The organism is Actinoplanes sp. NPDC021490, assembly GCF_055562135.1.
Map to the genome: position 1 here is coordinate 291359 of NZ_JBVHFW010000001.1, position 21394 is coordinate 312752.

A 21394-nucleotide genomic window follows, 5' to 3' on the forward strand; every position below is an offset into this window, starting at 1 on the left:
GGTCATGAAGAGCACCCACCGGCCTGCCGCCCGAGTGATCTGCTTCGACGCCGACGGCCGGGTGCTCCTCATGCAATGGCGCGACCCCGTGAACGGCGCCGTGATCTGGGAGCCACCCGGCGGCGGAATCGACGAGGGTGAGACCCCGCTGCAGGCCGCCCGGCGCGAACTCGCCGAGGAAACCGGTCTCGACCCGTCCCGAGTCGGCGACCACTTCATCGACGTCATGCGCCACTCCCAGTGGAAGGGCCGCCTCTACACCGGCACGGAACAGTTCTTCGCCGCCCGCTACGACACCGCCGGCCCACCGCTGTCGCGCGACGGCCTGCAGCCGTACGAGGCCACCGAACTGATCAGCCACGCCTGGGTCACACCGGCCGACTTCGCTTCGCTTCCCGGCCGCCTGGAGCCGCCCGAGCTGGGGGAGATTGTCACGCTCCTTTAGACGTACGAGTCCTGTCCTGTTCTCGGCCCGACACGGCGACCTCACTGCGCCGAACGGCCGTAGCGCCCGCTGCGGCCTCGATCCGGTGGTCACTCTCGTAAATTGCTCGCCAGACAGCCCAGGGCGGCGGCCAGATCGGCGCTCTCGGCTGATGATGCTCGGCTTATCAGCTGACTACGCGAGCCGTTTCTCTCGTACGATATTTCGCGCGACGGTGCTTCAGAAGGGCGCGAATCTGTGGCTGATGGACGGGTGCACGCGCCGTTGGGCCGTCGGGACCGTTCGATCGGCGGGATGCTTCGCCGTGCTGCACCGCGCGTCATCGTCGTGGTGCTGCTGAGCGCCGTGACCGCTCTCTCGTCAGCCGTGGTGCCCGATTTGGTGGCTTCAGCGTTCCAGTCGTTAAGTTTCGTTCTGATCTTCGCTGCCCTCGGATCGAGGGAGTGGTGGCGATATGTGAGGCAAGGCAACCCGGCGCCGTGGCGGGTGGAACACGGGGGCGCCACCGCATTGTTCGTCACCGACCCCGGGCGCGATCGCTATCGGGTGGTTGCGTCTCTGAGGGAGCACGGTGGCCTGGATTTCGGTGAGGCTTCCCAGCGGGTTGATGATCCCTCACGACCGGTATGGGATGACCTGACGAACGAGAGTGCTGATCGGCTGTGTGCCGTTCTCGTCGATGCGGGAGCGAGCGCAGCGTAAAACCCAGGCCGAGTCCGTCCTGGGCCCGCGATGTGACCGGCCGATGAGTTGATCGGCCGGGGGCATGATTCAGTCCCAACCGGTACGTCGGCGACAGAGGGGAAGCGGGCGCTACGGAAAGAGCAGCTCGTTGAGCGCGGCCCCCGTCAAAGGCTCCGCGAAGTAATACCCCTGCCCCATCTCGCAGTTCCCGCCGGCCAGCGACGACAGCTGCCCCGCGTGTTCGATGCCCTCGGCGACCGTCGAGAGTTGCAGGGCGCGGCCCAGCTGGATGATGCCGTGGGTCAGGGCGGCCGCGGTGGGCTCGTCGACCACGTCGTCCACGAAGGACTTGTCGATTTTGATGATGTCTACGGGGAAGCGCCGCAGGTAGGCCAGGGAAGAGTAGCCGGTGCCGAAGTCGTCGATGGCCAGGCGTACGCCCAGGGCCTTGAGCTCTTCGAGCCGGGTCAGGGTGGCCGGTCGGTGGTCGACCAGCAGTGACTCGGTCAGTTCGAGTACGAGCTGGTGGGGTGCCAGGTTGGCGTCGGACAGGGCCGACTCGACGATCTGGGTCAGGGACGCCTGTTCGAGCTGCACCGCGGAGACGTTGACGCTCACGCTCAGGGGTGGGCCCTCGCGGCGGGAGTTCCACTCGGCGACGCGGGCGGTGGCCTCGCGCAGGACCCATTCGCCGATTGGCACGATCATGCCGGTTTCCTCGGCGAGGGGGATGAAGTCCATCGGTGGCACGATGCCGCGTTCGGGGTGCATCCAGCGGATCAGCGCCTCGACGCCGCTGATCTCGTTGGTCTGCAGGTTCACGATGGGCTGGTAGCGCAGCTCGAACTCGTGACGCACGACCGCGCGGCGCAGGTCGGCTTCCAGGGCGATGTTGGCCTGGAACGCCTCCTGCATGTTCGGCTCGAACACCTCGTACCGGTCTTTGCCCAGCTTTTTCGCCTGATACATCGCGAGGTCGGCGTGGACCATGAGCACCGAGCTCGCGTGTTCGCCGGGGCCGCTGAACGCGACGCCGATGCTGGAGCTGATGAAGGTTTCGGCGCCGAGCAGGTCGAACGGCTCGCGCAGCGCGGCCAGGATGCGCTCGGCGACGGGAATGGCCTCGTCGGCGCTGTGCAGACCGGGCAGCAGTACGGCGAACTCGTCGCCGCCCAGCCGCGCGGCCGTGTCGCCCTCGCGCAGGCAGTCCTGGATGCGGGACGCCACACCGGTGAGCAGCGCGTCGCCGGCCGCGTGCCCGAGCGAGTCGTTGACGACCTTGAAACGGTCGAGGTCGACGAAGAGCACGGCGCCGCCGGGGCCGGACGGGCTGAGCGCTTCCTCCATGCGGGTCTGGAACAGCGCGCGGGTGGCCAGGCCGGTGAGCGTGTCGAGGAAGGCCTGGCTCATGGCCTCCTGGGTGCGCGCGTCGGTCAGCGCGAGGCTGAGGTGTTCGGCGAAGGCCTGCAGGATCTCGCGGGCCGGCTTGTCCCAGTCGCGCCGGGCGCCCAGCGTGCCGACGGCGATGCTGCCCGCGGCCTGGCCGGTCTCGTGGATGGGGGCGGCCATGACCGAGCGGAGTTCGGCCGCGGCCATCGGGGAGAGGGCGATCGGCGAGGTGGCGTAGTCCTCGACCGCGAGCAGTTCGTCGCCGAGGATGGTCAGGCCGGAGACGCCGCCGCTGGGCAGCGGGAGGCGCTGGAGGTGGGCTACCGCGTCGGCGGGGATGCCGGTCGACGCCACGACGCTCATCCGCGACGAGTCGTCCCGGTCGACCATGCTGATGGTGACCAGGTCCACGCCGAGCAGATCGCGTACGGCCGTGACGACCATGTCGAAGACCTGGGTTACGGGGGCCCGGCGGCCGATCGCCCGCTGGACGGTGCCCAGCTCCTCGAAGACCCGGCGGCCGTGGTCGAGGTAGCCGAGCAGCCGGCCGTTCTCCTCGGCGTAGCGGCGCTCCGACTCGATCACCTGGAGCGACTGGAGGCTGAGCTCGAGGACCCGGGCCATGCCGCGGAGCAGGCAGACCTCTTCGGCGGTGAACGAGCCGCTGAGCCGGCCCAGGACCAGGACGCCGGGGCTGTCGCCGCCGATGGTGGCGAACGTGACCGCGTACCGGCCGTCGCCGAACTCGAGGGTGGTGCGGCGGCCGACGGCGATCTCGGCGAGCGTGTACGCCGGCACCTCCTGGGCGGGGAGCCCGATGGCGGCCACCACGCCGCCGTCGATCATCAGTACCGCGACGTCCGCGTCGAGGGCGCGGGCGGCGCACTCCACGGCGGCGTGATGCGCGGCCGGTCCAGCGGGCCGTTCGGCCACCGCGGACAGGAACTCTGTCAGTTGATCCGTCGCATGCACGGGTTGAAAATCGGCCCCGCGGAGGCCCACCTGAGGAAACCGGGGGTGGGCGGATGCGGATAGGCGGTCGCGCCCGAGCTCACACGACCGGTCACGATGTGGTCATGGTTTCCGCGTAAACGGTCAAACGATATGGGTGTTTGATCATAACTTGAGGTGATCTTGCTCGGTCTTCACGCCCGGGCAAACGGGCAAGTAAACAACGAATCAGCGGGGCTTGTGATGGAGGCCACAGGTTTCTCCGGTGTTACAAATAGGTCGGTCAACGAGGGCGGAGGTGGCGGCAATTGAATGCGGATGAGCGGCAGCATCAGATCGTCGCGCTGGCCCGCCGGCACGGAGAGGTCGAGGTCGGAAAGCTCTCGGCGGAACTCGACGTCTCGGCCGAAACAATTCGCCGCGACCTGCGTCTGCTGGAAAAGCACGGTCTTATTCGGCGTACGCATGGCGGGGCGTACCCGGTGGAGACCGCGAAATTCGAGACCGACCTGGCGATGCGGACCATCCGCGGGGTTCCCGAGAAGCGCCGGATCGCGGCCGCCGCGGCCGGCCTGATCGGGGACGCCGAGACGATCTTCATCGACGAGGGTTTCACGCCTCAGCTGATCGCCGAGGCGCTGCCGACCGACCGGCCGCTGACGATCGTGACCGCGTCGCTCAACACCGCGGCCTGGATGGCCTCGTCCACGCCGGCCACGGTGCTGCTGCTCGGTGGCCGGGTGCGGGGCCGCACGCAGGCCACGGTCGACCACTGGGCGGGCAACATGCTCTCCGGTTTCGTGATCGACCTGGCCTTCATCGGAGCCAACGGCATCTCCCGGGAGGTCGGGCTGACCACGCCGGACCCGGCCGTGGCCGACGTGAAGGCGCGTGCGGTGGCGGCCGCCCGCCGCCGGGTCTTCGTCGGCATACACACGAAATTCGGCGTACGCACATTCTGTCGATTCGCCGAGATATCTGATTTCGAGTCACTGGTCACGGACACCGCATTGCCGGTTTCCGAGGCGAACCGCTATTCCCGGCTGGGACCTCAGGTCATCCGGGTCTGATTCACCAAACCCCACTCGCCGTTTTCGAATAAAACGGAGGTTCCACCATGCCCAGATTCGCAAAGGCGGCGGCCGCAACGGCGGCCGGCCTGCTGATGGTCACGACCGGCTGTTCGGGGGCCGGCTCGACCACCAGCGGCGGCGGCGACTCGGCCGACAACACCATCACGGCGCTGATGGTCGGCAACCCGCAGATGGAGGACATCCAGAAGCTGACCGCCGAGAACTTCACCAAACAGACCGGGATCACCGTGAAGTTCACGATCCTCCCGGAGAACGAGCTTCGCGACAAAGTCACCCAGGACGTCGCCAACCAGGGCGGACAGTACGACGTGGCCACGGTCGGCGCGTACGAGGTGCCGATCTGGGCCAAGAACGGCTGGCTGCACGAGGTCTCGACGCAGGCCCAGGCCGACTCCTCGTACGACGTGAACGACCTGATCAAGCCGATGGTGTCGTCGCTGAGCGGGGAGGACGGCAAGATGTACGCCGCCCCGTTCTACGGTGAGTCGTCGTTCCTCATGTACAACAAGGAACTCTTCGAGGCCAAGGGTCTCAAGATGCCCGAGAAGCCGACGTGGGCCCAGGTCGCCGAGTTCGCGGCCAAGCTCGACGACAAGGGCAAGGGCGTCTCGGGCATCTGCCTGCGCGGCCTGCCCGGCTGGGGCGAGCTGTTCGCGCCGCTGACCACCGTCGTCAACACGTACGGGGGCACCTGGTTCGAGAAGGACTGGACCGCGAAGGTCGACTCGCCCGAGTTCAAGGAGGCGACGAACTTCTACGTCAACCTGCTCAAGCAGCACGGGCAGCCCGGCGCCCCGCAGTCCGGCTTCACCGAGTGCCTCAACACGTTCGGCCAGGGCAAGGCGGCCATGTGGTACGACGCCACGTCCGCCGCGGGCACGCTCGAGGACCCGAACGCCAGCAAGGTGGCCGGCAAGGTCGGTTACGCGTACGCCCCGGTGAACAAGACCGAGTACTCCGGCTGGCTGTGGACGTGGGCGTGGGCCATGCCCAAGACCACCAAGAAGGCCGACGCCGCCTGGAAGTTCATGTCCTGGGCGACGAGCAAGGACTACGAGAAGCTGGTCGGCGAGAAGCTCGGCTGGTCGCGCGTTCCGTCCGGCAAGCGCACCTCGACCTACTCGATCCCGGAGTACAAGGAGTCGGCCAAGGCGTTCGCCGACGTCACGCTCGGCTCGATCGAGCACGCCGACCCGACCAACCCCGGCGTGCAGCCGCGGCCGGCGCTCGGTGTGCAGTTCGTCGGCATCCCCGAGTTCGCCGACCTCGGCACCAAGGTGTCGCAGGAGGTGAGCGCGGCCATCGCCGGCAGCACCACGGTCGACAAGGCGCTCGCCGACGGTCAGAAGCAGGCCGACGATGTGGCGAAGAAGTACAAGTGACAACCATGGTTGCCCGGCCGGACGAGCGGACTCAGCCGCCCGTCCGGCCCACCAAGGGCGGAGCCAAGGACCGCTGGATACGCCGGGCGCCCCTGCTGCCCGCGCTGATCTTCGCCATCGTCATCACGCAGGTGCCGTTCCTCTACACGATCTATCTGTCGACCACGAGCTGGAACGCGCTCCGGCCCGGTGACAAGCCGTTCGTCGGGTTCGACAACTACGTCACCGTGCTGTCCGATTCACGCCTGCGGTCGGCGCTGTTCAACACGGTGCTCCTGACGGCCGGCGCGGTGCTCTGCTCGCTGATCCTGGGCCTGGTCTTCGCGATCCTGCTGGACCGCAAGTTCTTCGGCCGGGGCGTCGTCCGGACCCTGCTCATCACGCCGTTCCTGGTGATGCCGATCGCCGCCGCGCTCCTCTGGAAACACGCGATCTTCAACCCGACGTACGGGCTCATCAACGGTCTTTTCGGCGGCTCGACCGACTGGGTGTCCTCGTATCCGAAGGCGGCCGTCATCGCCACGCTCGTGTGGCAGTGGACGCCGTTCATGATGCTGATCCTGCTGGCCGGCCTGCAGTCGCAGTCGAACGACGTGCTCGAGGCGGCCCGGGTCGACGGCGCGAACGCGTGGCAGATCTTCCGCCGCATGACGATCCCGCACCTGCGGCAGTACCTGGAGCTGGGTGCGCTGCTCGGCTCGATCTACCTGGTCAACACGTTCGATGCGATCTTCACGATCACGCAGGGCGGTCCCGGAACGGCCACGACCAATCTGCCGTACGAGATTTACCTGACGATGTTCCGCAAGTTCGAGTACGGCGAGGCCTCCGCGGCCGGTGTCATCGTGGTGATCCTGACGATCATCGTCGCCACCTTCGCGCTGCGGGTCATCTCGAGCCTCTTCAAGATGGAGGAGAACCGATGAGGGCCCGGCTTCAGAACTCCGTCTGGGGAGTGGTCGCCTGGATCGCCGGGATCGTGTTCGTCTTCCCGGTCATCTGGATGGTGCTCACCAGCTTCAAACAGGAGAACGTGGCCGCGACCAACCCGCCGTCCTGGTTCTTCGCGCCCACCCTGGCCCAGTACGCCCAGGTCTTCGACCGCAACATCACGCCGTTCCTGCTCAACTCGCTGATGGCCAGCATTTTCTCGACGATCCTGGTCGTCCTGCTGGCCACCCCGGCCGCGTACGCGTTGTCGTTGCGTCCGGTGGCCAAGTGGTCCGACTCGCTGTTCTTCTTCATCAGCACCAAGATGATGCCGGCCGTGGCCGCCTTCCTGCCCGTCTATCTGCTGGTCAAGCACCTCGGCATGCTCGACAACATCTGGACCATGGTCATCCTCTACACGAGCATGAACCTGCCGCTCGCGGTCTGGATGATGCGGTCGTTCCTGCTCGAGGTGCCGCGTGAGGTGCTGGAGGCGGGCGAGGTCGACGGGGCCGGCCTGCTCACGTCGATCCGCAAGATCATCCTGCCGATCGTCAGCCCCGGTCTGGCCGCGACCGCGCTGATCTGTTTCATCTTCGCCTGGAACGAGTTCTTCCTCGCGGTGAATCTGACCGCCACGGCCTCCGGCACCTCGCCGATCTTCCTGGTCGGGTTCATCTCGTCCGAGGGCGCGTTCCTGGCCCGGCTCTGCGCCGCCGCCACGATCGTCTCGCTGCCGGTGCTCATCGCCGGCTGGGTCGCCCAGAACAAGCTGGTCCGAGGTCTCTCGATGGGAGCCGTCAAGTGAAAGCAGCAGTCGTCGTCACCCCCGGCACGATCGCCATCGAGGAGGTGCCGGACCCGACCCCCGGCCCCACCGACGTGGTGGTCAAGCCGGCCGCCGTCGGCATCTGCGGCACCGACCTGCACATCATGGACGGCGAGTTCGCCCCGTCGTTCCCGATCGTGCCCGGGCACGAGTTCGCCGGCGAGATCGTCGCGGTCGGCTCGGCGGTGTCCGGCTACGCGGTCGGCAACCAGGTCGCGGTCGACCCGTCGCTGTACTGCGGCTACTGCTATTACTGCAAACGGGCGCGGGGCAACCAGTGCGAGAACTGGGCCGCGATCGGGGTGACGGCCAGCGGTGGCGCGGCCGAATTCGTGACGGCGCCGATGGCCAACCTGTTCAAGCTGCCGAGCCACCTCGCGGCCAAGGACGCGGCGCTCATCGAGCCGCTTTCCTGCGCCGTACGGGGGTTCGACGTGCTGCCCCGGGCCATGGCCACCTCGTACCTGATCTACGGCTCGGGCACGATGGGCCTGATGATGCTCGAGCTGGCCAAGCGGGCCGGCGCCGAATCGGTATCGGTGGTGGACCTCAACCCGGCCCGGCTCGAGACGGCCCGGCGGCTGGGCTGCACCGCGGCCACCACCTCGGCCGACGAGCTGGACGCCCCGCGCGGCTGGGACGTGGTCATCGACTGCACGGGCGCCGAGGCGGCGATCCGCGACGGGCTGGGCCGGGTCGGCCGGGGCGGCACCTTTCTGCAGTTCGGCGTGGCCAACTACGACGCCCGGGTGGCGATCGAGCCGTACGAGATCTACCGGCGCGAAATCACCATCACCGGTTCGATGGCGGTGCTGCACAGCTTCGACCGGGCCGGGCAGATGCTCGCGGCCGGCGTGCTCGATCCGTCCATCTTCGTCAGCCACCGGTTCCCGCTGGCCGGCTACGCCGAGGCGCTCGACCAGTTCCGGGCCGGTGTCGGACGGAAGATCCTCATCGAACCGTGAGTGAACCCTTACGGCCAGTTGTCAGGTAGTCACTCTTCAGATCAAATAGAGGGCGTGGGTACGACCCTCGCTCCGGGCCGGCTCGGCGCGTCCGCGGTGACGTTCTTCGCGCTCGCCGCCACCGCGCCGATCGCGGTGCTGATCAACGTCGTGCCCGCCGCCTACGCCACCGGCGGCGGGCCGTTGGTCCCCCTGAGCTTCGTGGCCCTCGGCATCGTTCTCGCCCTGTTCTCGGCCGGCTATTCCGCCATGGCCAACCGTGCCCCCTTCGCCGGCGCGATGTACACCTACGTCACCCGCGGCCTGGGCCGGCCCGCCGGAACCGGCGCCGCCTGGCTCGCTTTCGCCTGCTACCAGACCATCCAGCTGGGCCTCTACGGCATGGTCGGAGTGGCCGCCGCGCCCCTGCTGAGCAGCTGGTTCGACGTGAGCGCACCATGGTGGACGGTCGCCGCCGGCTGCTGGTTGCTGGTGGCGCTGTGCGGCACGATCCGGTCCGAAGTGGGCAGTGGCCTGATCGCCCTGCTCGTGCTGGCCGAGGTGGCGGTGGCGATCGGGTTCGCCGCGGCCAACGTCCTCGACCCGGCCGGCGGCGAGCTCACCCGTGCCACCATCGTCCCGGCCGGCCCCGGCTCCCTCGACATGACGACGCTCGGGCTGCTGATCGCCGTGGGCATGCTCGCCTTCGCCGGTTTCGAGACCACCGGCACGTACGCCGAGGAGTCGATTCGCCCGAGACGGGACCCCGGCCGGGCCACGTACGCCGTCGTGGCCGTCTTCGCCGTCCTGCTGGCCGCCGCCTCCTGGTCGCTGAGCGCGGCCGCCGGCGCCACCCGGATCGCCGACCTGGCCCGCGCCCGCGGCTCCGAGCTGCTATTCGACCTGGCCGCCGAACGCCTCGCGCCGTGGGCCCTCACACTGGGCCGCCTGATGTTGCTCACCGGCCTGTTCGCGGCCGCCCTGGCGCTGCACCACGCGATGGCGCGCTACCTGTTCGCGCTGGGCCGCGAGCGGGTTCTTCCGGCCGCCCTCGGCCGCACCTCCGCCCGTACGCTGGCTCCTCGCCCGGCCTCTCTGACCCAGTCGGCCGTGGCCGCGCTCCTGATTGCGGGCGCCGCCGTGGCCGGGGTGTCCGATCCGCCGCTGACCGGCCGCCGTCTCGTGATCGCGGGCGGCCTCGGCCTCCTGGTGCTGCTGATCGCCACGTCCGTGGCCGCGCTGCTGCACCTCAACCGGGTGCCGGACAGGGAGGGCGCGTGGACCAGGTTCGTCGCGCCGGTGCTGTCCACAGTGGGCCTCGGCTCGGTCGGCTATCTGGCCTTCCGTGATCTGGGCGCGCTGTTCGGCGTACGGGAAAGCCTGTGGATCGTGCCTGTCGCCCTGGCCGCCGTCGCTCTGCTGGGGATGGCTCACGCGCTGGTGCTGCGCGGAGCCCGGCCGGTGATCTATGCGGGCATCGGTCAGGGCGGCGCCCCGGTGGTGATCACGCCGAAAGTGCCGCGGCCGCGAGACCCGGAGGAACCCCGGGAGCCGGGCGCGCACCGGCCCGAGCGTGTGAAGCGCTGATGCGCGCGCCGGATCCGCGACCCGAGAGGGCACGGATCCGTGCGCTGGGCATGGATCCCGCGACCGGCCGCTTCCGGCCCAACGAGTCCGAGACGGCCGTACGAATCGAGGTGGAGTTGGGCGTACGTCTGACCCGGGCCGCACCCGGGTGCCGGGCCGACTGGATCGACCAGGGCGGCCTGTCGTACGACGCGGTGGGCCCGTTCGCGGCGCACCGCTTCGAGCAGCAGTGGGCGCGCTTCTCGCAGCAGATCGTGCTGCATCTCAAGAAGGCGGACCTGGTTCCGGTGGACGTTTCGCAGTTCACCGCGGACCAGGTGGCAAGGGTGGAAAGGTTCGTGGCCGAGCGAGGCTTGGCACCGCGTGTCTTTATCCTGGGGAGGCGACGACAATGGCGGCTCTCATCATGGTCCGGCCGGGCAGGGACTGGCAGTCGACCGGTGGTCTCTTCGAGTGGACGCTGGAATACCTCATCCCGCGGCTCGACGACTCCAAGACGGCCGACTGGCTCCGCATGGTCGTCGCGGAGAACCTCGGCAGTCTCTGGATCCCCGACCTGCCGGACGCCGGCCAGGAGGAGATCTACGCCCTGCTGCGCTCGGGCCTGGTCGCGGCGGCCCGCGACGAGCTCCCGGACGGCCCGGACAAGGGCGACGCCCTCGACCAGCTACGCGAACTCGTCGCGCTGACCTGGTCGTGAGGCTCAGGGGGTCAGGCGAAGAACTCCTGGATCTGGGTGAGCGTCAGGTAGCCCTGCTGCTCGGGCTCGTGCGGCACCTCGGGCAGCCGCTTCGCCGTGACCGGCACATCCGGCACATCGTTGGGCAGGCTCGGCACCGGCGGGGTGGGCGGCAGCGCGGAGAGCACGAGGGCCTGGCGGATCACCTCGAACATCGCCCGCACCTCGCGGGTCGCGGCGTGGGTGGCGGCCGAGGTCGGAATGCCGTCCGGCAGCGCGCAGGTGAAGTTGGCCCACAGGCAGTCGTCGAGCCGGCGGATGTCGGCGCTGGGCCGCAAGTGGTCGAGCCGTCCCTCGGCGACGATGCCCAGCTCGCAGGCGGACAGGCCGGTCTGCTGCCACCAGGAACGCCAGCGTGGATCGGCGTCCAGGGTGCGGGCGACGTGGCGCAGCGCGACGACATGTTCGCGCGGGGCCCGGCCGCCGCCGGTGGTGGTGCCGAGGTGCGGGCGCAGCCAGGAGCAGTGCTCCTCCTCCGGGCCGTGGTCGACCAACGCCCCGAGGGTTTGCTCGTCCATGACTGCATAGTGACATTTCGTCCGGTCTGCGTCTGCCAGACGGCCCGGCGCGTACGGGGGAAACGCCATTCATAAGCCGGTGATAAAAATAAGTGTGCAGCCTGCCCCCGCCATCTCGGACGCCGACGCGGCCGTCGCCGCCGGTTTCGAGCGCTTCTACGAGACGCTCCGCCGCCTCACGCCGCGCGGGCCGCTCAGCCTGACCGCGGCCTCGACCCTGCGCCGGCTCGAACGGTCCGGCCCGCATCGCCTCAGCGAGCTGTACGCCCCCGAGGGCATCAGCCAGCCCGCGATGACGCAGCTGGTGACCCGCCTCGAAAAGGAGGGCCTGGCCGAACGCACCGACGACCCCACCGACGGCCGAGCCGTGGTCGTCAGCATCACCGACGCCGGCCGGGCCGCCGTGGCCCACCGCCGCGCCGTCCGCGCGGCCGCCCTCGCCGAGCTGCTGCAGGGCCTGACCCCGGAGGAACGCGAGGCCGTGGTGGCCGCGCTCCCCGCCCTGGAAAAGCTCAGCGACCTGGCCGCCGAACGCAGCAGCTGATCAGAGCGTCGCCGCGGCGAGCAGGGCGGCGGCGATGGTGCGGGCGGTGCGGGCGGCGTCGGCGGTTTTGTCCATGCGGCCACCGACCGAGGCGCCGTCGTAGAGGACCACCAGCTGGTCGGCCAAGGTGGCCGGGTCGCGGGCGCCGGCGTCGCGGGCCAGTTCGAAGAACAGGCCCTTGGTCCAGGCGCGGTTGGCGTTCGAGACCTCCTCGACCGGGCCGCCGGCGGGGGATTCGGCGCTGGCGTTGTAGAACGGGCAGCCCCGGAAGCCGGGCGTGCCGGCCAGCTCGGCCATCACCTCGAACACGCCGAGCAGGCGGTCGCGCGGGTCGTCGTAGCGCTCGAGGCCGGCCAGCAAGCGGGTGCGGCGCAGCGTGTGCCGGCCCTCCAAGTAGGCCCGGACCAGCTCGTCCTTGCTGCCGAAGGTGCTGTAGAGCGAGGCCTTGGCCACGCCGGCCCGCTCGATGATGCGGTCGATGCCGACGGTGTGCACGCCCTCGGCGTAGAAGAGCTCGTCGGCCGCGGTCAGCAGGCGGTCGCGCGCCGACGCCTTACGGGCGGCCGGAGCGGGGGCGGAGGGTGACGCAGCGGACATGCGGTTGACGGTACCAGACAGACCTGTCTAGTGTCGCTGAGACACGCCAGTAGACAGACCTGTCTGGCTGGATCGATCAAGGGGAGCATCCATGACCTCCGTCGCCGACGCTCCGCCGGCCCTGCGCAGCCGCAGGCTGTCCCGCCCGGTGGCCTTCGCCGCGATCGCCGCGATCTTCGTGACGTTCGCCGCCGCGTCCGCCGCCCCGTCCCCGCTCTACGTCGTCTACCAGCACCTCTGGGGCTTCTCCGCGACCACCCTCACGGTGATCTTCGCCGTGTACGTGGTCGGCCTGATCGGCTCGCTGGTCATGCTCGGCGCGCTCTCCGACCACATCGGCCGCCGCCCGGTGCTGGCCGCCGCGATCGGGCTCGAGGCGATCTCGCTGATCCTGTTCCTGACCGCCGGCGACGTCGGGATCCTGCTCACCGCGCGTCTGCTGCAGGGCATCGCGACCGGGGCGGCCATGACGACGCTGGGTGCGGCCCTGGTCGACCTCAACCCGCCGCACGCCCCGGGCCGGGCCGGCCTGATCAACGGCATCGCCCCGGTCGCCGGTCTGGCCATCGGCGCGCTGGGCTGCGGGGCCCTGGTCCAGTACGGTCCCTCGCCCACCCACTTCGTCTGGGCGCTGCTGCTGGCGGGCATGGTCCTGGCCGCGATCGTGGTGGCCCGCATCCCCGAGACCTCGGCCCGTCGTCCCGGCGCGGCCGCCTCGCTCGCTCCCCGGCTCGGCGTCCCGGCCCGGCTGCGCGCCGACGTGTTCGCGCTGGTGCCGATCATCGTGGCCAGCTGGGCGATCGGCGGGCTCTACCTCTCGCTCGGCCCGTCCGTGGCGGCCGGGGTCTTCGATCTGAGCAGCCACCTCATCGGCGGTCTGGTGGTCACGCTGCTGTGCGGCACGGGCGCTCTCACCTCGTACGCGCTCCGGAATGTCGCCACGAGGAGGGTGCTCACCATCGCCGGGAGCCTGCTGACCGTCGGCGCCGTGATCAGCGTGACCGGCCTGGAGCTGAGCAGCGCCGTCCTCGCCGCGGCCGGCACCGTGATCTCCGGGGTCGGATTCGGCGCCTCGGCCCTGGCCTCGTTCGGCACGTTGGCCGTGCTGGCCGCCCCGCACGAGCGCGGGGAGCTGTTCGCCGTCGCGCTCGTCATCGCGTACGTGGCCTTCAGCGTCCCGGCCGTGATCGCCGGTTTCGCGGCCACCTCGGCCGGGTTGCACGACACGGCTCTGGTCTACGGCTTGGTGGTGGCTGCCCTCGGTGCGGTGGCCCTAACCGCCCAGAGAATCCGTACAAATAGCTAAAAAACGGCTTGTCTCGGCGTGGGTGGTCCCTCATGCCGCCGTCCGCCACCGCCATAATGGGGCGAATCGGACACGAGAGGCTGGCATGAGACGACTTCTGGCGGCGGCCACGACGATCACCTTGGCGGTGATCGGGGTCCCGGCGAATGATGCGCGGGCCGCAAGCGATCGAGGCGCGGAGGCGGGCGCACGAACCGCCAACGAGCGAGGCGTGGAGGCGGACGGGTACGCGCGAGCGGCCCGGACCATCAAGTGGAGCTCGTGCACCGAGCTCACCCTGCGTACGCACCGGGCCGAATGCGGCTTCGTCAGCGTGCCCCTGGACCACTCCGCCCCGAACGGCAAGAAGATCCAGATCGCCGTGTCGCGGATCAAGCACACCGTCCCGGACGCCAAGTTCCAGGGCGTCATGCTGGTCAACCCGGGCGGTCCGGGCGCCAAGGGCCGCGGCCTGTCGGTGCTGGGCTCGCTCGTGCCGAAGCAGGCCGGGGCGGCGTACGACTGGGTCGGTTTCGACCCGCGCGGGGTGGGAGCCAGCAAGCCGTCGCTGAGCTGCGACAACGACTACACGGGGTACAACCGGCCGCCGTACGTGCCGACCACCTCGAAGATCGAGCAGAAGTGGCTCAAGCGGGCCGAGGGGTACGCCCAGGCGTGCGAGAAGGCCGGCGGCGACCTGCTCGGCCACCTCAAGACCCTCGACACCGTACGGGACATGGATCTGATCCGGTACGAGCTGGGCGCCCGTCAGATCAACTTCTACGGCTTCTCGTACGGGACCTACCTGGGCCAGGTCTACGCGACCCGGTACCCCGAGCGCGTGCGCCGCATGGTGCTCGACGGCGTGGTCAACCCCGCGCGGGTCTGGTACGACTCGAACCTCGACCAGGACGTGGCCTTCGACCGCAACATGCAGGTCTACTTCGGCTGGCTGGCCAAGCACCACCGGGTGTACCGCGTCGGCAAGACCACCCGCGAGGTGCGGCAGCGCTTCTACGCCGAGCAGAAGGCCCTGACCCGCAAGCCGGCCGGTGGGGTGATCGGCCCGTCCGAGCTCACCGACATCTTCCTGCAGGCCGGGTACTACACGTTCGGCTGGGCCGACATCGCCCGCGCCTTCAGCGGCTGGGTGCGCGAGGGCGACCCGAGCGGCCTCAAGCGGCTGTACGACGCCAACAACCCGCAAAGCCCGGACGCGGACAACAACTACGCGGTCTACCTCGGCACCCAGTGCACCGACGCGCCCTGGCCCAAGAGCTGGACCGAGTGGACGTCGGACAACTGGGAGGTGCACCGCAAGGCGCCCTTCGAGACCTGGGCCAACGCCTGGTACAACGCGCCCTGCCGCACCTGGCCGGCGCCCAGCGGCATCCCGGTGACCGTCTCGGGCGAGACCGTCCCGCCGATCCTGATGGTCAGCGAGACGCTCGACGCGGCGACCCCGTTCAGCGGCGCCCTCGAGGCGCGCAAGCGGTTCCCGCGGTCGGTGCTGGTCGAGGGCGTCGGCGGCACCACCCACTCGGGCTCGCTCTACGGCAACCGGTGCGTGGACGACACGATTGCCGGCTATCTGGCCACCGGCAAGCTGCCCGCGCGGCGGTCCGGCGAGCGCTCGGACAAGCGCTGCTCGCCGATCGCGCCGCCCGAGCCGGTGGCCGCGGCCACGGCCGACACCAAGGCCAAGCGGACACCGGTGCCGGCCGAGCGCCTCGAAATGCAGCGGCTCATCACCGGACGGTGATCACGCTCACGGTCCCCGCCCGCGGGCGGGGACCGTTGGCTATGCTTCATCCCGCGAAGGGGAGTAGTTCCCAATGTCGCGGTCGACATACTGATCCCGGGTTCGTCACCGGGGTCCGGCCGTGCGGCCTTGCAACCGAGGCGAGCGAGACCTTCGACCATGGCTACTGAAACGTGGCCGGGTCGAGGTCGCCCTGAGCCGCTTCCACCCGGTCCGCTGGATTCCGGGAGAACATTTCTGTGGAAGGCTTCCTCGTCGCGACGGCGGTCAGTTTCGCCGTCATCTTCGTGGCCGAGCTGGGCGACAAGTCCCAGCTCATGGCGCTGACATTCGCGACCCGCTTCAAAACCCTCCCTGTGCTGATCGGCATCACCGTGGCCACCGCGGTCGTGCACCTGGTCTCTGTCGGCATCGGTTACGGCCTCGGCGCCACACTGCCGACCGGCTGGATCTCGCTGATCGCCGCGATCGCCTTCCTCGCCTTCGGCGCCTGGACGTTGCGCGGCGACAAACTCACCGACGACGAGAAGTCCAAGGCCGAGCGCAGCACCGGTTCGGCCATCCTGGCCGTCGGTGGCGCGTTCTTCCTGGCCGAGCTGGGTGACAAGACCATGCTGGCCACGATCACGCTGGCCACCCAGTACGGCTGGTTCGGCACCTGGCTGGGCTCGACGATCGGCATGGTCGCGGCCGACGCGCTGGCCATCCTGGTCGGTCGGCTGCTCGGCAAGCACCTGCCCGAGAAGGCCATCAAGTACGGCGCGGCCGCGCTCTTCGTTATCTTCGGCATCTGGTTGCTCGTGGAAGCGATCATCGAGCTGCGATAGGGGATCTGCCGTGCACCAGTACCGGGCCGAGTTGAGCGCCGACATCACCTTCACAACCGGGGGCCGCCTGCGGGCGCAAGGGCTGCGCGTCGACGTCCCGCATCTGGACGTCACCGAGGCCGACCTGGCCACGATCCTGGTCGGCTCGCTCGGGCTCCGCGACGTCGAGCGGGTCGAACTCGACGGGATCCGGACGTTCGCCGAGCAGACCCCGGCCGGCCCGCCCACTCCGCCGCGACTGCGGTTCGTCGAGCTCAGCCACGTGATCTCGGACGGCCTGACCACCTACCCGGGCATGCCCGCGCCGGTCATCTCGGCCCATCTGACCTGGGCCGAATCCCGCCCCCGGTACGCCGAGGGCACCGAGTTCAGCCTCGACCGGATCGAGATGGTCGGGCAGACCGGCACCTACCTGGACACACCCCGGCACCGCTACGAAGGCGGCACCGACCTGGCCGGGATGCCGCTGGAACGGCTGGCCGACCTGCCCGCGGTCGTCGTGCGCACGGCCGGCCGCGGGCGCCGGGCGGTCACCGGGGAGGACCTGGAGCCGTACGCGGTGGCCGGGCACGCCGTGCTGCTGCACACCGGCGGCGACCGGGGCTGGGGAACACCCGGTTACGGCACCGACGCCCCCTATCTGACCGGGGACGGGGCCGCGCTGCTGGCCGAGCGGGGCGCGGCCCTGGTCGGGATCGACTCGATCAACCTCGACGACAACACGGAGGCGAGCGGAGGCGAGCGTCCGGCACACACCGTGCTGCTCGCGGCGGGCATCCCGATCGTCGAACACCTCACCGGCCTGGAAAATCTGCCACCGCACGGCGCCCGCTTCACCGCCGCGCCGCCCCGGATCATCGCCTTCGGCACCTTCCCCGTGCGGGCGTACGCCCAGGTGCCGTATTTCGAGCCGCACGACCACACCCGGTCGGCCGGCTGGATGCCCGCGCGCTGATCTGGCCGAAAGCCCTCATTCGGCGCCGGAACGAGCCGATCATTCTGTTGTGACCGCCAACCCCCTGCGGACCGGGGGCCGCCGATGACGGAGCGGCCCGTCACCAGTCCGGCCGACCCCGACCAGCTGCCGGCCGCCGACCGGCCGCCCTCCGCCGGTCCGCGTGCCTTCGGCAACCCCACCGAGGTCGCCATCGCCCAGGCGGCCACGCTCTTCGAGCAGCTCGAACTCGAACGCGCCGTGGCCACGCTCGAACCCGCGCTCCAGGCCGACCCGGGCGCGGCCGAGGGCTGGATCCTGCTCGCCCGCCTCCGGCTCGCGCTGGATCGGGCCGAGGGCGCGCTCGAGGCGGCCGGCCACGCTGTCCGGATCAACGCCAACGACCCGCGCCCGCTTGCCCTGTCGAGCCGCGCGCTCACCGTCCTCGGACGGCACGAGGAGGCGGTCACCCTGGCCTACCGCGCGGTCATCGCCGAGCCCCGCAACGCGCTCTGGCACGACCGGGTGGCCTGGGCGCTGCTCTCGGCCGACCGGCAGATCGCCGACGCCGAGCAGGCCGCCCGTACGGCGATCGGCTTCGACCCGACCGAGGCGCACTACTACTACACCCACGGCGTGACGCTGGACGCCCTCGGCCACACCGACCAGGCCCGCCAGGCGCTGCTGACCTCGCTGCGCATGGAGCCGGAGAACCCGGTCGCCCAGCACCGTCTGGCCGTGCTCAACGGCGAGGCCGCGCGTCCGTCCGAGAGCAGGAAGCGTGGCTGGCGCCTGTTCGGCCGCAAGGGTTAGGACAGGCCCTGAGCGGTGGCGCGGTGCCGGTGCCGGATGACCAGCCAGACCAACCAGCCCAGGCCGATGATGAACCCGAAGCTGATCAGGCGGTAGAGCACCACCGCGGCCACTGCCAGCGAGCTGGTCAGGCCGCCCGCGACCAGGCCCAGCACCAGCGCGCCGTCGACCACGCCGAGCCCGCCGGGCACGATCGGCACGCTGGCCGCGGCCATCCCGGCGCAGTACGCGATGACCAGGCTCACCGGGTTGATCCCACCCGCGCCCACGGCGACACAGCACAACCACAGGCAGAGCGCGTCGAACAGCCAGTTGAGCAGGGCCAGCACCACGGCGAGGGCGAAGCTGGCCGGGCGCACTCGCACCTCGCGCAGCTGGTCGACGAAACCGAGCAACCGGTCGTGACCGTGCCCGGGCGGTCGGCGGCGCACCCGGTTGACCCCGCCCAGCACGGCCCGCACCGGGCGGTCCAGCAGGTGCGGGTGCTCGGCGAGCTGGCGTACGCCGAAAGCGACCACCACGGCGCCCACGGCATAACCCACCAGCGAGTGCCAGCTGCCGGTGTTGCGGGCCAGCAGACCCCCGGCCGCGCCGATGACCACCAGGGCGCCGGCCGACAGCACCCCGCTGAGCGCGATGCACCACGACGCCACCGCCGGGGACGCCCCGAACCGGCGCAGCTGCTGGAAGTTGAACGTCGTCGAGAAGACCGGGCCGCCGGGCAGCGTGGCGCTCAGCGAATGGGCCGCGTACGCGGTCGCGACGTGCCGTTTCATGCTGACCTTGGTGCCGGCGCCACGCAGCAGGGCGCGCTGCATGCGGGCGTACGTGCCCATCGACGCCAGCTCGGCGGCGAGCGCGGCGGCCACCCAGTTCCAATGCGGCGCGCGCAGCTGATGGATCGCCCCGGCCAGCGCCGACCAGCCCACGGCCAGCTCCACACCCAGTACGACCACGACGACGACGGCCACGGTCGGTCCGCGCCGCCACCACGGCGGCACTCCGGTCGTGGGCCGGGCGGTCTGCTGATGCACGGCCATCGGTTTCATGCTCGCACCTCCCGCGGCGCGGCGCCGGAGATCAGCGGGTGTACGCGAGCAGATCCAGATCCCGTACGGAAGCCGGCTCCTTGGCCTGCACCCGCAGGGTGTTGTTCGAATCGAACAGCGAGAGCAGCCGCTTGCCGTCGTTCTCGGTGCGCACCAGCAGGTTGCCTTCCGGATCGAAGACCGCGCCGACCACCGTGCCCGCCACCGGCAGCACCGCCAGGTCGCCGGTGGCCGTGTCGACCACCGCGTCGGCCGTGTCCGTGCCCGTCGTGCTCTCGCCGGTCGTCTGCAGCGGCACGGTCACCCGGCGCCCGGTGACGTCGACGCTGGTCGGCTTGCACGCGGCCAGGCCGTCCGGATTGTCCTGCGGCTGCTTGTCTCCCAGCACCGGCACGCTCGTGCTCGTGCCGGCGTCACCGTCGGCCACCTTGAGCCCGCAGTACGACGTCGCGAAAACCAGCGTGCTGCCGTCGCCCGACCAGCGGAAATGCTGGCCCGAGGCGAGACCGCCGGGAAGCGGGGTGATCGCGCCGGACTCCAGGTCGAGTACCCCCGGCGCGGTCGTCGACGTGCCCGACGCGACCAGCAGCCGGCTGCCCTCGGGCGACCACACCGGCGCCTGATCGGCCGCGACCACGTCGGTGGCCACCTGCTTCGACTCGCCGCCGGACTCGTTGACCATCAGCTTGCCGTCCGACACGTACGCGATCCGGTAGCCGTCGGGCGAGATGCCGACCGACGACGGCGCGTTGGCCAGCACCACCTCGCTCGTGCCCTCGCCCGGGGACATGCGCACGACGTCGGGATCGCTGTCGCGCTCGCGGTAGAAGACGTGCCCCGACAGGTCGGACAGCGTGCGCGACTTCGGTTTGGCCGGCTTGGGCGGCTTGGCGGCCTTGCCGTCGCGCTTCGGCGGCCGCACCTGAGCGTTGGCCGGCGCGCCGGACGACCCGGTGGGGGAGGCGTCCGAGGTGGCCGTCGTCGACGACCGGGACGGCGCGATCGACCCGGCCGACGGCGAGCCCACGGCGACCGGGATGTTCTGCTGCTTGCTGCCCGGCATCTGCCACAGCCCGCTGGCCAGCACCACAAGCACGGCCATGGCGGCGCCGGTGCCGACCGCGGCCTCACGGCGGCCGATCCGGCGGGACCGGTTGATCGCCCGGTCGTACATGTCGGCGGGCTCGGCCACTTCGGCCAGATCGTGCAGGGAGGCGCGGAGCCGCTCGTGCTCGGCGGTCATCGTCCCGCCTCCGGCACCTCGGTGAGCACGGTCATGTCGGGCAGCAGGGCGCGCAGCCGATCGAGCGCGCGGGCGGTCTGCGTCTTCACCGTGCTGACCGAGACACCCATCAGCTGGGCCGCCTCGGCCTCGGTGTGATCCTCGAAGAAGCGCAGCACGATCACGGCACGCTGCCGGGCGCTGAGCGTCAGCAGGGCGCGCCGCAGCACGAGCCGCTCGACCGCGGCGTCGGCGTGGTCGTCGGCCCCCGGCTCGGTGTCGGGCTCGAAATCGGGCGGCAGCACCTCGGCCACCTTGGGACGGCGCCAGAACGACACCTGAGCGTGATACATGACCTTGCGGGCGTAGGCCTCCGCGTTCTCCGTCCGTTCGAGGCGCTGCCACGAGCGGTGGGTGCGGGCGAGCGCCTCCTGCACGAGATCCTCGGCGAGATGCTGATCGCCGGTCAACAGGTACGCCGAGCGCAACAATGCGTGCGTCCGCGTACGGACGAAATGCGCATAGTCAGCCTCACGGGCGTCCATTCGAAGGTGTCCGTTCGAGGTGTCGAGGGAGACGTGAGCGTACCCAGGCGGCTCAAGAACCGCTCTGCCGGCCACGTCGACCCCTCTCCACCCACGCGGGCCGGGCGATGCCACCCCGTGTGGGCACCGACCAGCAACTTCACCGTGCGATGCCGCCCCGTGCGGGCACCGTCCGGCGCCTATCAAGACGCCGAAACGTCGGTTGCCGGACGACAACCGTTCGGCCGAATTTGCGGATCGTACGAACGGTCAACCGGACACTGTCGCCACGCTCACACCAGGGGCGAGGCGTTTTCGGTAGCGTCGGTGGGCATCGGTCTGCAC

General features: G+C 70.2%; 21 protein-coding genes. 15 read left to right on the plus strand and 6 right to left on the minus strand.

Going from position 1 to position 21394, the window contains the following annotated elements; genetic code table 11:
• Positions 1–4: 4 nt before the first annotated feature.
• Positions 5–445, plus strand: a complete 441-nt coding sequence (locus ACZ3I4_RS01340) for an NUDIX hydrolase (protein WP_465379847.1) — start codon at positions 5–7, stop codon at positions 443–445.
• Positions 446–739: 294 nt separating this feature from the next.
• Positions 740–1147 (plus strand): hypothetical protein, encoded by a 408-nt coding sequence (locus ACZ3I4_RS01345; protein ID WP_465379848.1) that lies wholly within the window; start codon positions 740–742, stop codon positions 1145–1147.
• A 111-nt stretch (positions 1148–1258) separates the two neighbouring features.
• Here the strand turns inward: ACZ3I4_RS01345 and ACZ3I4_RS01350 are convergent, their stop codons facing one another.
• On the minus strand, positions 1259–3490 hold the full coding sequence (locus ACZ3I4_RS01350; protein ID WP_465379849.1) for a putative bifunctional diguanylate cyclase/phosphodiesterase: 2232 nt from the start codon (positions 3488–3490) through the stop codon (positions 1259–1261).
• Positions 3491–3777: 287 nt separating this feature from the next.
• Between ACZ3I4_RS01350 and ACZ3I4_RS01355 the strand changes: the two genes are divergently transcribed.
• The 7 genes from ACZ3I4_RS01355 (at position 3778) to ACZ3I4_RS01385 (ending at position 10935) form a co-directional block, all read left to right on the plus strand.
• Positions 3778–4539 carry a DeoR/GlpR family DNA-binding transcription regulator gene (locus ACZ3I4_RS01355; RefSeq protein ID WP_465379850.1) on the plus strand — a complete coding sequence of 254 codons (762 nt, stop codon included), beginning with the start codon at positions 3778–3780 and terminating at the stop codon, positions 4537–4539.
• Between the two features lie 47 nt (positions 4540–4586).
• Positions 4587–5945 (plus strand): ABC transporter substrate-binding protein, encoded by a 1359-nt coding sequence (locus ACZ3I4_RS01360; protein WP_465379851.1) that lies wholly within the window; start codon positions 4587–4589, stop codon positions 5943–5945.
• Between the two features lie 5 nt (positions 5946–5950).
• Positions 5951–6871, plus strand: coding sequence for a carbohydrate ABC transporter permease (locus ACZ3I4_RS01365; RefSeq protein ID WP_465380441.1), 921 nt, complete (start codon positions 5951–5953; stop codon positions 6869–6871).
• Positions 6868–7683: a carbohydrate ABC transporter permease gene (locus ACZ3I4_RS01370; RefSeq protein ID WP_465379852.1), complete on the plus strand. Its 816-nt coding sequence runs from the start codon at positions 6868–6870 to the stop codon at positions 7681–7683. The genes ACZ3I4_RS01365 and ACZ3I4_RS01370 overlap by 4 nt, the downstream gene beginning before the upstream one ends.
• A complete protein-coding gene (locus ACZ3I4_RS01375) occupies positions 7680–8669 on the plus strand; it encodes a zinc-dependent alcohol dehydrogenase family protein (RefSeq protein ID WP_465379853.1) in 990 nt (329 codons plus the stop codon). The genes ACZ3I4_RS01370 and ACZ3I4_RS01375 overlap by 4 nt, the downstream gene beginning before the upstream one ends.
• 54 nt (positions 8670–8723) lie before the next feature.
• Complete coding sequence (locus ACZ3I4_RS01380) at positions 8724–10235, plus strand: APC family permease (RefSeq protein WP_465379854.1); 1512 nt, start codon at positions 8724–8726, stop codon at positions 10233–10235.
• Between the two features lie 391 nt (positions 10236–10626).
• Positions 10627–10935, plus strand: a complete 309-nt coding sequence (locus ACZ3I4_RS01385; RefSeq protein ID WP_465379855.1) for a hypothetical protein — start codon at positions 10627–10629, stop codon at positions 10933–10935.
• An 11-nt stretch (positions 10936–10946) separates the two neighbouring features.
• Here ACZ3I4_RS01385 and ACZ3I4_RS01390 read toward each other — a convergent pair whose 3' ends face one another.
• Complete coding sequence (locus ACZ3I4_RS01390) at positions 10947–11492, minus strand: hypothetical protein (RefSeq protein ID WP_465379856.1); 546 nt, start codon at positions 11490–11492, stop codon at positions 10947–10949.
• 94 nt (positions 11493–11586) lie between these two features.
• Here ACZ3I4_RS01390 and ACZ3I4_RS01395 point away from each other — a divergent pair, with 94 nt between their 5' ends.
• On the plus strand, positions 11587–12036 hold the full coding sequence (locus tag ACZ3I4_RS01395; protein ID WP_465379857.1) for a MarR family winged helix-turn-helix transcriptional regulator: 450 nt from the start codon (positions 11587–11589) through the stop codon (positions 12034–12036).
• Here ACZ3I4_RS01395 and ACZ3I4_RS01400 read toward each other — a convergent pair whose 3' ends face one another.
• On the minus strand, positions 12037–12633 hold the full coding sequence (locus ACZ3I4_RS01400) for a TetR/AcrR family transcriptional regulator (RefSeq protein ID WP_465379858.1): 597 nt from the start codon (positions 12631–12633) through the stop codon (positions 12037–12039).
• 91 nt (positions 12634–12724) lie between these two features.
• On the opposite strand from ACZ3I4_RS01400, the gene ACZ3I4_RS01405 reads away from it, so the two are divergent.
• The 5 genes from ACZ3I4_RS01405 (at position 12725) to ACZ3I4_RS01425 (ending at position 18254) form a co-directional block, all read left to right on the plus strand.
• Entirely contained in the window at positions 12725–13939 is a 1215-nt protein-coding gene (locus ACZ3I4_RS01405; protein WP_465379859.1) for an MFS transporter, read from the plus strand.
• Between the two features lie 85 nt (positions 13940–14024).
• Positions 14025–15680, plus strand: a complete 1656-nt coding sequence (locus tag ACZ3I4_RS01410; protein WP_465379860.1) for an alpha/beta hydrolase — start codon at positions 14025–14027, stop codon at positions 15678–15680.
• Between the two features lie 239 nt (positions 15681–15919).
• The gene (locus tag ACZ3I4_RS01415; protein WP_465379861.1) at positions 15920–16507 is read left to right on the plus strand and encodes a TMEM165/GDT1 family protein; all 588 of its coding nucleotides are present in this window, start codon (positions 15920–15922) and stop codon (positions 16505–16507) included.
• 10 nt (positions 16508–16517) lie between these two features.
• Positions 16518–17462, plus strand: coding sequence for a cyclase family protein (locus ACZ3I4_RS01420; RefSeq protein WP_465379862.1), 945 nt, complete (start codon positions 16518–16520; stop codon positions 17460–17462).
• A gap of 84 nt (positions 17463–17546) precedes the next feature.
• Complete coding sequence (locus tag ACZ3I4_RS01425) at positions 17547–18254, plus strand: tetratricopeptide repeat protein (RefSeq protein ID WP_465379863.1); 708 nt, start codon at positions 17547–17549, stop codon at positions 18252–18254.
• On the opposite strand, the gene ACZ3I4_RS01430 is transcribed toward ACZ3I4_RS01425, so the two are convergent.
• From ACZ3I4_RS01430 to ACZ3I4_RS01440, 3 genes are read right to left on the minus strand one after another with little or no spacing between them, the layout of a single operon-like run.
• Positions 18251–19303 carry a lysylphosphatidylglycerol synthase transmembrane domain-containing protein gene (locus tag ACZ3I4_RS01430; protein WP_465379864.1) on the minus strand — a complete coding sequence of 351 codons (1053 nt, stop codon included), beginning with the start codon at positions 19301–19303 and terminating at the stop codon, positions 18251–18253. The genes ACZ3I4_RS01425 and ACZ3I4_RS01430 overlap by 4 nt on opposite strands.
• Positions 19304–19334: 31 nt before the next feature.
• A complete protein-coding gene (locus ACZ3I4_RS01435; protein ID WP_465379865.1) occupies positions 19335–20546 on the minus strand; it encodes a TolB family protein in 1212 nt (403 codons plus the stop codon).
• A complete protein-coding gene (locus tag ACZ3I4_RS01440; RefSeq protein WP_465379866.1) occupies positions 20543–21070 on the minus strand; it encodes a SigE family RNA polymerase sigma factor in 528 nt (175 codons plus the stop codon). The genes ACZ3I4_RS01435 and ACZ3I4_RS01440 overlap by 4 nt, the downstream gene beginning before the upstream one ends.
• Positions 21071–21394: the final 324 nt, after the last annotated feature.

Bases quoted from the DNA above. Each gene is read 5' to 3' on its own strand.
- ACZ3I4_RS01340 (WP_465379847.1), top strand. From the start codon at position 5: ATGAAGAGCACCCACCGGCCTGCCGCCCGAGTGATCTGCTTCGACGCC.
- ACZ3I4_RS01345 (WP_465379848.1), top strand. From the start codon at position 740: ATGCTTCGCCGTGCTGCACCGCGCGTCATCGTCGTGGTGCTGCTGAGC.
- ACZ3I4_RS01360 (WP_465379851.1), top strand. From the start codon at position 4,587: ATGCCCAGATTCGCAAAGGCGGCGGCCGCAACGGCGGCCGGCCTGCTG.
- ACZ3I4_RS01365 (WP_465380441.1), top strand. From the start codon at position 5,951: ATGGTTGCCCGGCCGGACGAGCGGACTCAGCCGCCCGTCCGGCCCACC.
- ACZ3I4_RS01370 (WP_465379852.1), top strand. From the start codon at position 6,868: ATGAGGGCCCGGCTTCAGAACTCCGTCTGGGGAGTGGTCGCCTGGATC.
- ACZ3I4_RS01385 (WP_465379855.1), top strand. From the start codon at position 10,627: ATGGCGGCTCTCATCATGGTCCGGCCGGGCAGGGACTGGCAGTCGACC.
- ACZ3I4_RS01390 (WP_465379856.1), bottom strand. From the start codon at position 11,492: ATGGACGAGCAAACCCTCGGGGCGTTGGTCGACCACGGCCCGGAGGAG.
- ACZ3I4_RS01400 (WP_465379858.1), bottom strand. From the start codon at position 12,633: ATGTCCGCTGCGTCACCCTCCGCCCCCGCTCCGGCCGCCCGTAAGGCG.
- ACZ3I4_RS01405 (WP_465379859.1), top strand. From the start codon at position 12,725: ATGACCTCCGTCGCCGACGCTCCGCCGGCCCTGCGCAGCCGCAGGCTG.
- ACZ3I4_RS01410 (WP_465379860.1), top strand. From the start codon at position 14,025: ATGAGACGACTTCTGGCGGCGGCCACGACGATCACCTTGGCGGTGATC.
- ACZ3I4_RS01425 (WP_465379863.1), top strand. From the start codon at position 17,547: ATGACGGAGCGGCCCGTCACCAGTCCGGCCGACCCCGACCAGCTGCCG.
- ACZ3I4_RS01430 (WP_465379864.1), bottom strand. From the start codon at position 19,303: ATGAAACCGATGGCCGTGCATCAGCAGACCGCCCGGCCCACGACCGGA.
- ACZ3I4_RS01435 (WP_465379865.1), bottom strand. From the start codon at position 20,546: ATGACCGCCGAGCACGAGCGGCTCCGCGCCTCCCTGCACGATCTGGCC.
- ACZ3I4_RS01440 (WP_465379866.1), bottom strand. From the start codon at position 21,070: ATGGACGCCCGTGAGGCTGACTATGCGCATTTCGTCCGTACGCGGACG.